This window comes from Nocardia sp. CA-128927 (assembly GCF_050955855.1).
Classification (GTDB): Bacteria; Actinomycetota; Actinomycetes; order Mycobacteriales; family Mycobacteriaceae; genus Nocardia.
In genome coordinates this window covers 9,830,478-9,845,144 of sequence record NZ_CP192087.1, presented here as the reverse complement: position 1 = coordinate 9,845,144, position 14,667 = coordinate 9,830,478, and the positions used below count along the sequence as shown (strand labels likewise).

Annotated in this window: 13 protein-coding genes; 12 read left to right on the top strand and 1 reads right to left on the bottom strand. The window is 67.0% G+C overall.

Annotated elements, in window-relative coordinates:
* Positions 1–66: 66 nt before the first annotated feature.
* The 4 genes from ACQPW1_RS45670 (at position 67) to ACQPW1_RS45655 (ending at position 3,510) form a co-directional block, all read left to right on the top strand.
* Complete coding sequence (locus tag ACQPW1_RS45670) at positions 67–1,257, top strand: DUF6986 family protein (protein WP_433665533.1); 1,191 nt, start codon at positions 67–69, stop codon at positions 1,255–1,257.
* On the top strand, positions 1,254–2,222 hold the full coding sequence (alc, locus tag ACQPW1_RS45665) for an allantoicase (protein WP_433659941.1): 969 nt from the start codon (positions 1,254–1,256) through the stop codon (positions 2,220–2,222). The genes ACQPW1_RS45670 and alc overlap by 4 nt, the downstream gene beginning before the upstream one ends.
* A 73-nt stretch (positions 2,223–2,295) precedes the next feature.
* Positions 2,296–3,216, top strand: coding sequence for an allantoinase PuuE (gene puuE, locus ACQPW1_RS45660; RefSeq protein ID WP_433659940.1), 921 nt, complete (start codon positions 2,296–2,298; stop codon positions 3,214–3,216).
* 102 nt (positions 3,217–3,318) lie between these two features.
* A complete protein-coding gene (locus ACQPW1_RS45655; protein WP_433659939.1) occupies positions 3,319–3,510 on the top strand; it encodes a hypothetical protein in 192 nt (63 codons plus the stop codon).
* Positions 3,511–3,564: 54 nt separating this feature from the next.
* Here ACQPW1_RS45655 and ACQPW1_RS45650 read toward each other — a convergent pair whose 3' ends face one another.
* Positions 3,565–4,698, bottom strand: coding sequence for a lipase family protein (locus tag ACQPW1_RS45650; RefSeq protein WP_433659938.1), 1,134 nt, complete (start codon positions 4,696–4,698; stop codon positions 3,565–3,567).
* Between the two features lie 490 nt (positions 4,699–5,188).
* Here ACQPW1_RS45650 and aceA point away from each other — a divergent pair, with 490 nt between their 5' ends.
* The 8 genes from aceA (at position 5,189) to ACQPW1_RS45610 (ending at position 14,641) form a co-directional block, all read left to right on the top strand.
* The gene (aceA, locus tag ACQPW1_RS45645) at positions 5,189–6,478 is read left to right on the top strand and encodes an isocitrate lyase (RefSeq protein WP_433659937.1); all 1,290 of its coding nucleotides are present in this window, start codon (positions 5,189–5,191) and stop codon (positions 6,476–6,478) included.
* Between the two features lie 343 nt (positions 6,479–6,821).
* Positions 6,822–7,694 (top strand): 3-hydroxybutyryl-CoA dehydrogenase, encoded by an 873-nt coding sequence (locus ACQPW1_RS45640; RefSeq protein ID WP_396991390.1) that lies wholly within the window; start codon positions 6,822–6,824, stop codon positions 7,692–7,694.
* 89 nt (positions 7,695–7,783) lie between these two features.
* On the top strand, positions 7,784–10,087 hold the full coding sequence (gene metE, locus ACQPW1_RS45635; protein ID WP_433659936.1) for a 5-methyltetrahydropteroyltriglutamate--homocysteine S-methyltransferase: 2,304 nt from the start codon (positions 7,784–7,786) through the stop codon (positions 10,085–10,087).
* Positions 10,088–10,445: 358 nt separating this feature from the next.
* Positions 10,446–12,047, top strand: coding sequence for a DEAD/DEAH box helicase (locus ACQPW1_RS45630; protein WP_433659935.1), 1,602 nt, complete (start codon positions 10,446–10,448; stop codon positions 12,045–12,047).
* A gap of 190 nt (positions 12,048–12,237) precedes the next feature.
* A complete protein-coding gene (locus ACQPW1_RS45625) occupies positions 12,238–12,573 on the top strand; it encodes a WXG100 family type VII secretion target (RefSeq protein ID WP_433659934.1) in 336 nt (111 codons plus the stop codon).
* A 36-nt stretch (positions 12,574–12,609) separates the two neighbouring features.
* Positions 12,610–12,921 (top strand): WXG100 family type VII secretion target, encoded by a 312-nt coding sequence (locus ACQPW1_RS45620; protein WP_433659933.1) that lies wholly within the window; start codon positions 12,610–12,612, stop codon positions 12,919–12,921.
* Complete coding sequence (locus ACQPW1_RS45615; RefSeq protein WP_433659932.1) at positions 12,918–14,378, top strand: ADP-ribosyltransferase; 1,461 nt, start codon at positions 12,918–12,920, stop codon at positions 14,376–14,378. Before ACQPW1_RS45620 ends, ACQPW1_RS45615 begins: the two co-directional genes overlap by 4 nt.
* Before the next feature lie 17 nt (positions 14,379–14,395).
* Positions 14,396–14,641, top strand: a complete 246-nt coding sequence (locus ACQPW1_RS45610) for a hypothetical protein (RefSeq protein ID WP_433659931.1) — start codon at positions 14,396–14,398, stop codon at positions 14,639–14,641.
* Positions 14,642–14,667: the final 26 nt, after the last annotated feature.

Genomic DNA, 14,667 nt, shown 5'->3' with positions numbered 1-14,667 from the left:
GGAGGTCCGGCGAACGACGCCAATCGGACGCAGTTGCCGGAGAATGTCCGCGCGGGGATCGACGCGATGCTGGACACCGTCGATGCCGAGCTGCGCACGCGCTACCCGGGACCGGACGGACGAGCACAGCCGATTCACACGGCGTATGTTCCGGCCGACCGGATTCGCGAGGACACGCCACCTGTATGGGGTGCGGCGGCGATCGAATTGCTCGACCGCCATTACGACCTGCTGGCCGAGCTGGATTCGACCGGATCGCTGCCCGATGTGCGCAAGCGCCTGGAGCACGATCCGATTCAAGATCTGCGCATCGACTTCGAGGACGGTTACGGGTTCCGCACCGATTCGGAAGAGGACGAGGCGGCAACCGCGGCGGGTGCGGTGCTGGCCACCTGGGCGTACACGCCGTACCGCCCGCAGAGCTACGGCATCCGGACCAAGGGTTTGGCGATCGGCGAACGCAACCGCACCCTGCGCACCCTCGAACTGGTGCTGGCGGCCATGGTCGACGTGCCTGCGGGATTCGTCTTCACCGTGCCCAAGATCCGTGCGGCGGAGCAGGTTCCAGCACTGGTCGCGTTGTGCGAAGGACTGGAGAACGGCTACGGTCTCGCCGCGGGCACACTGCGCTTCGAGCTGCAGATCGAGAGCCCGCAGGCGATCATCGCCGCCGACGGCACCGCGCCGATCGCGCGCATGCTCGGGCTGGCCGACGGACGTTGCAGCGCATTGCATTTCGGCACCTACGACTACACCGCCGCGTGTGGTGTCGCCGCGCCGGATCAGGCCCTCGATCACCCGGCCGCGGATTACGCGAAGGCGGTCATGCAGGTCGCCGCGGCGCAGACCGGCGTGTGGGTGTGTGACGGCTCCACGCAGATCGTCCCCGACAGCGAACCGGAAGCGGCGTTGCGCAATCACCATCGCCTGGTCAGCCGGTCGCTGCAACGCGGCTACTACCAGGGGTGGGATATGCACCCCGGCCATCTGATCACCCGATGGCTGGCGACCTACGACTTCTTCCGGCAGGCAATCGACGTGGCCGTTCCGCGATTGCAGGCCTACCTGGACCGTCGGTCGGGCGGTGTCATGGACGAGCCCGCCACCGCGGAAGCCTTGGCGTCCACCGTTTTACGCGGTGTCGAGTGCGGCGCGCGCACCGCCGAAGACCTCGCCGCCCGAGCGCCCGAGTTGTCGCCGGCGGTATTGCGTGCGCTGGTCACGCGTTCGCCGATTCCCCAGGAGGTGCGGTCGTGACCGACCAGCCAGAGTTCACACTGCTGCCCGACCTTGCGGTCCGCCCGCTCGGCGGTTCGGTCATCTGGGCCAACGACGAGTTCTTCGCGGAGAAGGAGAATCTGGTCAACCCGGGCCCGGCCGAGTATCAACCCTCGACCTTCGGGCACAAGGGTCAGGTCTACGACGGCTGGGAAACCCGCAGGCACCGTGGACGACCCGGCGACGACTCCGCCATCGTGCGACTGGGCGTGCCCGGCGTGATCCGCGGCATCGTGGTCGACACGGCCTGGTTCAAGGGCAACTATCCGCCCGCGGTCTCGGTGTCCGCGCTGGAGGTGGTGGACTATCCGACGGCCGAAAGCATTGCCGCACGTGATGATTGGGAGACCCTGATCGATCACGCGCCGGTCGAGGGGGACAGCCGTAACCCGTTCGCGGTCGACAGCGAACGACGGTGGACCCACGTCAAACTCACCATGCATCCGGATGGCGGCGTGGCTCGGCTGCGGGTACATGGCGAGGGCAGCCCCGATCCGCGTCTGCTCGGCCTCGGACCGCTCGACCTGGCGGCGCTGGAAAACGGTGCGCTGGTGCTGGATTGCTCCAACCGCTTCTACAGCTCACCGAACCAGTTGCTGTACCCCGGCCTGGCCCGGAAGATGGGCGACGGCTGGGAGACCGCGCGCCGCCGCGACGACGGCAACGACTGGGTGCGCATCCGGCTCGCCGGACCCGGCCTGATCCGGCTCGCCGAGATCGACACCTCCTACTTCCTCGGCAACAGCCCCGGTGCCGCCCGGCTCACCGGCCGCACCAACGACGGCACCGAGCTCGAATTGCTGCCGCGCACCGAGCTTTTGCCCGACACCAGGCACCAGTTCGCGATCACGCCGGTCGCGGCCTCGGTGGAGGAGGTCCGCTTGGACATCTACCCCGACGGTGGCCTCGCCCGGCTGCGGCTCTACGGAGAACTCGGCGGATGAGCGAGCGCAGCGAGCGAATCGTGTGCCAGTGCGCCTCGCGCATGCCGGAGCCGAGCGCTAGCGAGGCGGAGGCATGAGCGAACCCTACGAGCCTGCCCGCGAATTCATCGGCTACGGCCCGACGCCGCCCGACCCGCAGTGGCCGGGCGGTGCGCGGATCGCCGTGCAATTCGTGCTGAACTACGAGGAGGGCGGCGAGAACAACGTCCTCGACGGCGACCCGGCGTCGGAGACCTTCCTCTCGGAAATGACTCCGGCACAAGCCTTTCCGAACCGGCACATGAGCATGGAGTCGCTCTACGAGTACGGTTCCCGCGCCGGACTGTGGCGGGTGCTGCGCGTCTTCGAGCGCCGCGGCCTGCCGCTGACCATCTTCGCCGTCGCGCACGCGATGCAGCGAAACCCGGAGGCGGTGGCCGCTTTCCGGGAACTCGGCCACGAGATCGCCAGCCACGGCCTGCGCTGGAAGTCCTACCAGCTGACCGATCGGGACACCGAGCGCGCGGACATGGCCGAGGCGGTGCGCATCCTCACCGAACTCACCGGCGCGGCACCGCTGGGCTGGTACACCGGCCGCGACTCCCCGAACACCCGCGAGCTGGTGGTCGAGCACGGCGGCTTCGTCTACGACTCGGACTCCTACGCCGACGACCTGCCCTACTGGGTCACGGTGCACGGCAAGGATCATCTGGTGGTGCCCTACACCCTGGACACCAACGACATGCGCTTCGCCTCGTCCGCGGGCTTCCCGACGGGCGAGCAGTTCTTCGCGCACCTGCGTGACGCCTTCGACGTGCTGTATCGCGAAGGCGCGGAAGGCAATCCGAAGATGCTGTCGATCGGCCTGCACTGCCGCATCGTCGGCCGCCCGGCCAGGACCGCCGCGCTGGAGCGCTTCCTCGACCACGTCCAATCCCACGATCAGGTCTGGATCACCCGCCGCATCGACATCGCCGAACACTGGCGCAAGGTCCATCCGGTGAAGATCACCTGAACCTCGGCCGACTCAGTTGAGGGACAACATAATTCGGGTCATGCCATGCGGATGATCGCCGATTTGGGTTCGGCCGTCTACCCGATGCACGAGGAGTTCTGAATGTTCGCATTACGTGGAATCGCCGTCGCCGCCCTGATCGGCGCCGCAACCCTGGTCGGTAGCGGTGCCGCCATGGCCGACACGATTCGGCTCGAGCCGTCCACCCCGGCTGAATCGGTCGCCAAGGACTGCACCGGCGTGATCCACCCCCTCGCCCAGCTGACCTGCACGCTCAGCAGCCTGTCCGGCTAGCCGCAATGCGCGGCCGGTTTCGGGGAACCGGCCGCACCCTCGTCCGGTGGGGGATCAGCCGAACAGACCACGCACGAACGGGATCGAGTCCGGCAGCGACGCGTTGACCGTCCCGCTGTGGTCGTCGGGGTATGTGTGCAGCTGCACCGGCTGCCCGTTCGCCTTCAGCACGGCCGCGAACCGCAGCGTCTCCGGCGTGATGACGTCGGTGTCGCGCAGCCCCTGGCCCATGAACACCGGCTTGTCGTAGCCGGATTCGGGCAGTCCGAGATAGCGGGTGAGCAGTCCGTGCAGATCGGGGATCTGCGCCAGCGGCTTGCTGAACAGGTTGCCGACCACCACGCCGCCTGCGCCGAGCTCGTCGCCGAGCGGAACGAGGCACTCCTCGCGCGCCTTGGCCAGCCACGAGCGGCCCGCGTCGGTGAGGTAGGACTCGATGTTCAACTCCGGGTACGTGGTGCGCAGCCCGTTGAGGATGTAGAGCACGTAACCCGTGCTGTGCGGGCTGAGTTTCACCGGCGGCATATTCGGGCCGAGCGGTACCAGAATGTCCTCGATATAGGCAGGTACACCGGTGCCGACCGCGCCGCGGTAGTCGAGTCCCGGACCACCGAATTCAGTGGCGTAGCGCGCGGTATAGACGGCCGCGCCGCCGCCCTGTGACTGGCCGACCACCACCCACTCCTTGGCCAGCGACGAGTACTGCTCGGTCGCCGCTTTCACCGCGTCGACCACGTTGTGCGCCTCGACGACCCCGTTGAGATAGGGATGCTCACCCGGCGTGCCGAGTCCGGCGTAATCGGCGGCCACGATCGCGTAGCCCTGCTGTAGCCAGGTGCCGAGGTAGGCCCAGTCCCGTTCGACCGCGCCCGGCCCGGCGATGCTGTACGCGCAGTCGTCGCCGAGGCCGACGGTGCCGTGCGCCCACGCGATGACCGGCCAGCCACCCGGCGGCGGCGCGCCCGGCGGGAAGTAGACGGCCGCGCTCGCGGTGGTCGGCACGTCGTTGGCCGTGGTCGAGCTGTACAGAATGCGGGTCGAATTCACCGCGCCCGGTGGCGTGGCGACCGGCGCCAGCGGCGCGACCGACTCGATCGTGCCCGCGGGCGCGGCCGTCGCGACGGGCAGATTCAACAGGCCGGCGGTGCAGGCGAGGGTGAACGCCGTGGCGATGACCGATTTCCGCATGGGATCTCCTGTCCGGGTGCGCAGTGCGGGCTTCCCGAGGGGAGCCGGACGCATGTCCAAGTTCAGATTCGACCCAGTCTGCCCGAAGCCGCACCCGCCGCCCACGCGCGGGTGGCGTAGGCCACACGGGCGGCACTTGCCCGGACTTGTGAACGTCCTCACAACCCGGAATGGATGGCCGACACGATGGCCGATGGCCCGCCGATCTCTAACAGTACGAGCGTTACGCTAAAACCGCATGTCAGGGCTACTTGCCGGTAGGTTCCATCTTTGCAATTTGCTCGCAAATTTCGCAGAGTTAGCAAACGGGGATCGAAACCTAGCTTAGATTCACATTAGCAACAGGTAGACGGCCATTTCGCATTGTGCAATCGTGTGGAAGTACACCCCATGGGCCTAGCAAGCCTGCAAATTGCCGCTCCAGCAGTTCGAGCTGTTTCACCGCTCGGCCGTGGGGCAATCGACTTAAAACGAGGAAGTGGAGTCAGAGATGTCGAACGCCGGCACCCCGAAGACCGCTGCGGAAATCCAGCAGGATTGGGACACCAATCCCCGCTGGAAGGGCGTCACCCGTAACTACACCGCCGAGCAGGTGTCGAAGCTCCAGGGCACCGTCGTCGAAGAGGCAACTCTTGCTCGCCGCGGTTCGGAGATCCTCTGGGATCTCGTGAACAACGAGGACTACATCAACTCGCTGGGCGCCCTCACCGGCAACCAGGCGGTCCAGCAGGTCCGCGCCGGCCTGAAGGCCATCTACCTGTCCGGTTGGCAGGTCGCCGGTGACGCGAACCTGTCCGGCCACACCTACCCGGACCAGAGCCTCTACCCGGCCAACTCGGTCCCGAGCGTCGTGCGTCGCATCAACAACGCGCTGCTTCGTGCCGACGAGATCGCCAAGGTCGAGGGCGACGATTCGGTCAAGAACTGGCTCGCCCCGATCGTCGCCGACGCCGAGGCCGGCTTCGGTGGCGCGCTGAACGCCTACGAGCTGCAGAAGGCCATGATCGCGGCCGGCGCCGCGGGCGTGCACTGGGAAGACCAGCTCGCCTCGGAGAAGAAGTGCGGCCACCTCGGTGGCAAGGTGCTGATCCCGACCCAGCAGCACATCCGCACGCTGACCTCCGCGCGTCTGGCCGCCGACGTCGCCGACGTGCCGTCGGTGATCATCGCCCGCACCGACGCCGAGGCCGCCACCCTGATCACCTCCGACGTGGACGAGCGCGACCGGGAGTTCCTGGACGGCACCCGTACCGCCGAGGGCTTCTACGGTGTGAAGAACGGCATCGACCCCTGCATCGCGCGGGCCAAGGCCTACGCCCCGTACTCCGACCTCATCTGGATGGAGACCGGCGTGCCGGACCTCGAGGTCGCGCGCAAGTTCGCCGAGTCCGTCCGTGGCGAGTTCCCGGACCAGCTGCTGGCCTACAACTGCTCGCCGTCCTTCAACTGGAAGGCCCACCTGGACGACGCGACCATCGCGAAGTTCCAGCGTGAGCTCGGCGCGATGGGCTTCAAGTTCCAGTTCATCACCCTCGCAGGCTTCCACTCGCTCAACTACGGCATGTTCGACCTGGCCTACGGCTATGCCCGCGAGGGCATGACCGCCTTCGTCGACCTGCAGGAGCGCGAGTTCAAGGCTGCTTCCGAGCGTGGCTTCACCGCCGTCAAGCACCAGCGTGAGGTCGGTGCCGGCTACTTCGACACCATCGCCACCACCGTCGACCCGAACACCTCGACGGCAGCGCTGAAGGGCTCCACCGAAGAAGGTCAGTTCCACTGATTGGGAGTTGATTGAGTTGACCGCAGCGTCGACCACAATCCACCACCCACGCGCGATTCTTACGAGCGCCGTTCGCGGCCCGTCTCGCGTCCGAGTGGCCGAAGCGCATGCGCCGCAGGCGCTAGTTTCGGCCACTCGGACGCGAGACACCCAGGGGCCGCGAACACGCGGTGCCGTATGCGCCGCAAATCAGATAGAGCCCCCTGTAGGGGTGTACCGCCCTCCCCGCTGAACAGCCCCAGCGGGGAGGGCATCCCTATACCTTGGACCATCGAGGGGCCGCTCACACCAGAGCACACCCCCTCCAGCCACCGACTAGCCAGACCAACAGCAGGAGCGGGACGTGAGCAGCGAGAAGATTCAACGCGTCGGCATCATCGGTGCCGGACAGATGGGTGCCGGAATCGCGGAGGTGTGTGCGAGGGCGCACGTCGACGTGCTTGTTTTCGAGCAGACCAGGGAGCTGGCCGCAGCAGGCCGCTCACGCATTCTTCGCTCCCTCGACCGCGGCGTCAGCAGCGGCAAGATCACCGAGCGGGAGCGCGAGCAGGCCGCCTGGCGACTGCGGTTCACCTCCGACCTGAGCGACTTCGCCGACCGCCAGCTGGTGGTCGAGGCGGTGCTCGAGGACGAGAAGGTGAAGACCGCCATCTTCGCCGAGCTGGACAAGGTCGTCACCGACCCGGCCGCCGTGCTGGCCTCCAACACCTCCTCCATCCCGATCATGAAGATCGCGGTCGCCACCACCCAGCCCGAGCGCGTGGTCGGCATGCACTTCTTCAACCCGGTGCCGGTGCTGCCGCTGGTCGAGCTGGTCACCACGCTGAAGACCAGCGAGGACGTGTCCAAGCGCGCCGAGGCGTTCGCCGGTGACGTGCTGGACAAGCAGGTCGTCCGCTCGGCCGACCGCTCCGGTTTCGTGGTGAACGCGCTGCTGGTGCCGTACCTGCTCTCGGCCATCCGGATGGTCGAGTCGGGCTTCGCCACCAAGGACGACGTCGACAAGGCGATGGTGCTCGGCTGCGCGCACCCGATGGGCCCGCTGGCGCTGACCGACCTGGTCGGCCTGGACACGGTCAAGTCGATCGCCGACTCGATGTACCAGGAATTCAAGGAGCCGCTGTACTCCGCTCCGCCGCTGCTGATGCGTATGGTCGAAGCCGGGTTGCTCGGCAAGAAGACCGGCGCGGGTTTCTACCAGTACAACCGGGCCTGAGCTCGTTTCGATTCAACCCAGGCGCTTAGCGTGCGGCGTCCATTGTTCCTAGTGGGCGCCGCACAGCCATCGAAGGGAGCAGCGCGCTCATGGTGAACGTGACCGACGGCTACGGGTCGAGCATCCTCGGCTACCCGCGAATCGGGCCGCATCGAGAACTCAAGCGGGCACTCGAGGCCTATTGGCGCGGAGCGATTCCCCGCGACGAATTGCTCGCGGTGGGCCGTGACATTCAGGAACGGCAGTTCAACGAACTCGCCGCCACCGGGTTGACCCAGGTCCCCGGCAACACCTTCTCGTTCTACGACCACGTGCTGGACAACGCCCTGCTGTTCGGCGCCGTGCCCAAGCGGTTCGAGCAGTATCGCGACGAGCTCGACCCGCTGGATTTCTATTTCCTGATGGCGCGCGGCAATCCGGACGTGCCGCCGCTGGAACTGGTGCGGTTCTTCGGCACCAACTATCACTACCGGCAGCCGGAATTGGATGCCGACAGCGAATTCTCGCTGCACCCCGAGGCGCTGCTCGACGAATTCGACCGGGCCAAGGAACGCGGCATCGAGCTGCGGCCGGTCGTGCTCGGCCCGCTGTCGCTGTTGTTGCTCTCCAAGGCGGGCCAGATTCCCGGTCAGGACGAGTTCGACACGCTGAAGCTGCTCGACAAGTTGCTCCCCGCGTACGAGCAGCTGTTGGAGATCCTGGCCAAGCGCGGCTCGACCTGCGTGCAGCTGGACGAGCCCGCGTTCACCAGCGAGCGCACGCCCGCTGAGCTGGCCGCGTTCGAGGCTGCCTACCAACGACTTTCGAAGGCGCCGCTGCGGCCGCGGATGCTCGTCACCGGCCAGTACGGCGATTTCGGTGAGGCGCTGCGGATCCTGGCGGCCAGCAATGTGGAGGCGATCGGCCTCGACCTGTCCAGCTACCGCATCTCCCCGGAGGACCTCGCGGAGATCCCCGGCATTCGTCGCAAGCGTCTGTACGCCGGTGTGATCAGCGGTCAAAACGTCTGGCGGGCCGACCGTTACGTCACGCTCGAGTACCTGAACCGGCTCGCGCAGGTGTGCCCGGACCTGGTCGTCTCGACCGGCACCACGCTGCTGCACGTGCCCTACGACCTGCTCATCGAGTACGACATCCTCGGCAACGTGGCCGACCGGCTCGCCTTCGCGAAACAGAAGGTGGGCGAGGTGGTTTCGCTCGCCAAGGCACTCACCGACGGCCCGTCGGAGAGCTGGCGCAAGCGGCCGACCGAGGTGCACTTCAAGCAGAAGCACGCAGTGCGGCAACGGGTTTACGCGGTCACGCCGGATATGCGCGAACGCGAGCCCTACGCGCAGCGCCGCACGGCCCAGCAGGCCAGGCTGAACCTGCCGCCGGTGCCCGCGACCACGCTCGGTTCGTTCCCGCAGACCAACAAGATTCGGCAGGCGCGCTACGAGCTCGGGCAGGGCCGACTGCCCTTCGACGACTACAAGAAGCGGATCGAAGCCGAGATCGAGGCGACGATCCGGTTGCAGGAGGACATCGGCCTCGACGTGCTGGTGCACGGCGAGCACGAGCGCAACGACATGATCCAGTACTTCGCCGAGCTGCTCGACGGCTTCGCGACCACCCACTTCGGCTGGGTGCAGGTGTACGGATCGCGATGCGTGCGACCGCCGATCATCTACGGCGACGTGTCGCGGCCCGCGCCGATGTCGGTGGAGTGGATCAGCTACGCCCAGTCGTTGACCGACAAGCCGGTCAAGGGCATGGTCACCGGGCCGGTCACCATGCTCGCCCGTTCGTTCGTCCGGCAGGACCTGCCGCTGCACGAGACCGCGGACCAGGTGGCCCTGGCCATCCGCGACGAGGTGGCGGACCTGGAGAAGGCGGGCATCGCGATCATCCAGGTCGATGAGCCCGCGCTGCGCGAGATGCTGCCGCTGCGGCCGGAGGGCCGGGCGGAGTACCTGCGCTGGGCGGTCGGCGCGTTCCGGCTGGCCACCTCCGGGGTCAAGCCGGAAACCCAGATCCACACGCACATTGGGTATTCCGGCCGGGCCGAGGTGGTCGAGGCGATCGAGGAGCTCGACTGCGACGTCACCGCGATCGTGGCGACCCGCTCGATCGAGTGGGTGGTCAAGGCGCTCAAGGCGGACAGCGGCACCGATCACGGGCTGAGTCACGGCGTCGGCCCCGGTGTGTACGAGAGCCGGTCCGCGCGCATCCCGGACATCGACGAGCTGGACGAATTGCTCACCGCCGCAGCGGAAGCCATCACGCCGGACCGACTATGGGCGAATCCGGACGGTGGGCTGAAGACGCGGCACTACTGGCAGCTGGAGCCGTCGTTGCGCAATCTGGTCGCCGCGGCGCGCCGGGTGCGCAGACGCGCGCTCGACAGCGAGTAAGCGAACTACGTTGGCCGCCCCCCTGTTTTCGCAGGGGGCGGTTTTCGTTCGGGCCGTGTTGTCGGGTCGGCGAGTGGTGGCGATGTGTGGCCCGTGCGACAGTGGCAGTTATGCCTCGTCCGGGGCGTGGTGATGTAACCCACTTGCGGACCTCTCGGTCTGAAGGCGAGGAATACGTCAGGTTGCGGTAGAGTTACCAAAGGCAAGCGTTGATCTTCACGCTCCCTCTCGATCCGTCGTGGATGTCTTACCTTTCGCGTCGGCGCCTCAGCTGGGTGTCATAACACCGAACGCACGGACCACAATCCTGCGCAGCGCTGGGGTACACCCCGATGCCTGGAAGGCACACCCACCACATATGACAAGCCCTGTTTCGAGCTCTGCCCCCACCACGTCGTTCGCCGCTCTCGGAGTCGGCGCGAAGCTGGTCGGCGCCCTCACGGCGAGCGGCATCACCGCTCCTTTCCCCATCCAGGCGGCTACGCTGCCCGACACCCTGGCCGGTCGCGACGTGCTCGCGCGCGGCAAGACGGGTAGCGGCAAGACGCTCGCCTTCTCCATCCCCATGGTCGACCGCCTCGCCGGTGGCGAGCAGCGGCCCGGCCGCCGTCCCCGCGGCCTGATCCTCGCGCCGACCCGTGAGCTGGCGACCCAGATCGCCGCCGCGCTCGAGCCGATGGCCACCGCCGCCGGGCTGAAGGTGACCACCATCATGGGTGGCGTCTCCCAGCATCGGCAGGCCAAGGCGTTCTCGGCCGGTGTCGATATCGTCGTCGCCTGCCCCGGCCGGCTCGAGGACCTGATGCGTCAGCGTGTGGTCTCGCTGCAGGACGTGCAGATCACCGTGCTGGACGAGGCCGACCACATGGCCGACCTCGGCTTCCTGCCCGCGGTCACCCGCATCCTCGCGGCGACCCCGAGCGGCGGCCAGCGGCTGCTGTTCTCGGCGACGCTGGACAACGGCGTCAACAAGCTGGTCAAGCAGTTCATGCGCAACCCGGCCAACCACTCCGTCGACACGGCGGACTCGCCGGTGCCCGCGATGACCCACCACGTCTTCGAGGTCGGTGGCGCCGAAGCCAAGCGGATCCTGGTGGAGACCCTCGCCGCCGGATCCGGACGCCGGATCCTGTTCATGCGCACCAAGCACCAGGCCCGCAAGCTCGCCAAGCAACTGTCCATGGTCGGCATTCCCGCGACGGACCTGCACGGCAACCTGTCGCAGGTCGCCCGCGACCGCAACCTGGCCGCCTTCACCAACGGCTCGGCCCGGGTGCTCGTCGCGACCGATATCGCGGCTCGTGGCGTGCACGTCGACGACGTCGAGCTGGTCGTGCACGTCGATCCGCCCGCCGAGCACAAGGCTTACCTGCATCGCTCCGGGCGTACCGCTCGCGCGGGCAGCTCCGGTGACGTCGTCACCGTCGTGCTGCCCGAGCAGCGCCGGGACGTCGCGGCACTGCTGCGCAAGGCCAATATCAATGTCCCCTCCCAGCGGGTCACCGCCGATTCGGCACCGGTGACGGTGCTGGTCGGCACCGTCGCGCCGCGGGTCGCGCCCAGCGCGGTGCCCGTCAGCTCGAACGCCGACACCCAGGGCAACCGCAACCGACGCGCCGGTGGCGATCGTCGCTACGGCGCGCCCGCCGGGCAAGTACGTAGCCGTGGCGAGCGTGGTCCGCGCGACGGCGCCGCAGCCGGTGGACAGCCGCGTACCCGCGCCGCGCGTGGCACGGATGATGCCGCTCGCGGTGGTCGCGGTGGACGTGGTGCGGCTGACGCCGCGCCGCACGCTGCCGGTGGACAGCCGCGTAGCCGGAATGGACGTGGCGCGAATGGTGCCGCGGCCCATGGCTTCGACAACGCAGGCCGCCCGGCTACTCGTTCCGTTCGTGGCGGAGCGCCCCGGACTCGCGCGACCCGCGAGCAGGCACCTGCCGCCCGCGCCGGACGCCCCTGAGCTCGATAGCTGAAAGACTAAGGCCGCCTTCCCTCCGGGAAGGTGGCCTTCGTTGTTATGCACGGGGTTAGCCTGCGATGCTGTGCATAGACCGTTGTTGGACGACGTCATTTCAAGATGGAACCGTCAGCCCGGTTGGTGCGTCAGAGTAGGCAAGACCAACCTGCTTAGGGGACACCTGAGGAGTTCGATGTCAGATACAGCAACACCATCAGCGGTTTCACCAGGCACCTTAACGGTCGTACCCGAGCAGGTCAGCGCCGCCGGACACTATGTGCAGAACACCGCCCAGAGCCTGATCAACGGCCTCCGGACCACGTCATCGGAGGTCAATGCTCTCGAATCGAGCTGGCGCGGTGCCGCGGCCACCGCTTACGCCAACGCCTGGGACGAGGTGCACCGCGGTGCCGTGGAGGTGTTCGAGGCCCTGGCGGACATGGCCGATCTGCTCGGTGTCGTGGTCGACCGTACCGTGGCCACCGACATCGACACCGCCAACACGGTAAGCTCACTGACCCTGCCCTAGCCCGCCGATCGCCGAACCTGTTGGGGGACAGTGCAAATGACCTACCAATACCGCGTCGACCTGAACCACCTCGACGCCGTCACGGCCAAGGTGGCCGCGCTCAATTCGTTCGTGGCCGATTCGCTGGCCGAGCTCGACCAGCGCATTGCCACCGTGCAAGGGAGTTGGCACGGCGCGGCGGCCGACGCGCACGCCGCCGCACATGCCGAATGGACCGCGGCCGCGGCGACGATGGCCGACGGTTTGGCGAAGATGCGCGTCGCGGCCGCAGCGGCGCACGCCTCCTGCCAGGATGGGACCGCGGCCAATCTGTCGATGCTGGGCCGTAGTGGGCAGGGCACGCAGTGACCGGAGCGGTTCTCGATATCGATACAGCCGTTTACTACGACACCGCGACCAAGCTGGCCGCGGGTGCGGCGGCCTGGTGGGCCGATGTTGATGCGCGCTGGCCGGAGCTGGAAAAAGCGAACCACATGGCGGGCAGCTACAGCGACGCCATCGACTGGGCCAAGTCCTACGACGCGCGCGCGACCGAGATCTTGAAAATGGTCGAGAAGGTGGCCACGGCCGCGCACGCCTACGCGGTCGTGCTCAACGAGATGGGCTACCAGCGGGCCCTAGGCGAGCACGGCGCGACGATCGACGCCGGTCCGGCCCCTGTCCAGCCCCCGGCCCCGATGTACCCGGTACTGGCGTGCAGGGTGCCGCTGCCCTCTGCCGGTGGGCCCGGTCAAGGCTTGGTCGATGAGGGGCTCGGCCTGGTCGAAAAGATCGGCCTGACCGTTCCCGACGGCAACGCCACCACGATCAGCAACGCCGCGCTGACCTGGGACGGCGCGCGCAACTCTGCCGGGGCGGCCGGATTCCCCGCGATCCTCGAGGCGGGGGCCGCCGCGTTCGGTGACGTGATCGCCCCAGAGGCAGCGTTCATCGATGAGGATCTGCGCGCGCTGAAGGCGGCCGCGGAGTCGACCCTGACAGCCATGGGTGAGCTGGCGCAGTCGTGCCGCGATCACCGCATCGCGCTCGATGAACTGCGTGAGCTGCTGAAACAACAGCTCGAGATGGTGCGCGACGCGCTCATCCAAGAACTGGCGATCACCGCCGCCATCTCGGTCGCATCCTCGTTCATCACGTTCGGGGCCGGTGCCGCGATCGGCCTGGCCGGTGCCGCCGCGATCTGTGCCCGCTACGCGCGCCCCATGCGCGTCATCATCGAGACATGGCGCACCAACCGCAAGATCAGTGCCGGAGTGCGCTTCGATCAGGATCTAGCACGCGCCAAACGCGAATGCGAACGCCTCGCACCGGGCGGGAAACTCAAACCCAAACCCGACCCGCCCGTCGCGCCGGTCAAACCGACCCTTTCCCCCGCCGACCAGGCGGCGATCGATGACTACGCGAATCTTGGATACGGGCTGAATCGCGGGCTACGAGAAGGCTCGGTCACCGAAGCACAGCAATCGCGTATCGACAGCATCACCAAGGCACTGGACAATCTTCCCAATCATGAGGGATACGTGGTCCGGCGCACCGACCTGCCCCCGGAAGTACTTGCCCGATACCAAAAAGGCGAGACGATCGTAGAGGAAGCGTTCACCAGCACGTCTACCAATGTGAATCGATTCAGCGGCCCGGTCGAATTTCAATATATTTCGAAAACAGGTAAAGAGATCTCGGACTACGCCCCCGATATATATAAAGAATCCGAGGTGCTGTTCCGGCCGAATACGGCATTCCAATGCAGCAACAGATACACCGACCCGAACACCGGGCGTACCATTATCCAAATGCGCGAAGTATGAAATAAGGAGCACGGGAAATGCCGAGAAGAATAGCGGGCAAGATATTTTACGAGCCCGGCGAGCCCGGCGCGGCCCCCCCATTGACCGACGCCGAACAGGCCGAGGTCCAAAAGGGATTCGACGCATTCAACGCAAAGGTTCGAAAAACCGACGGCCAGCCACCCACCGAGGAGCGCACCGAGGAAAATCGCCGATTCTGGGATGACCTGTCCGGCACCGAATACGAAGGCTGGACACCGGAACGCGGAAGCGAGCAGGAATGACCGAGCCCGCCTCGGTTACTGATGAC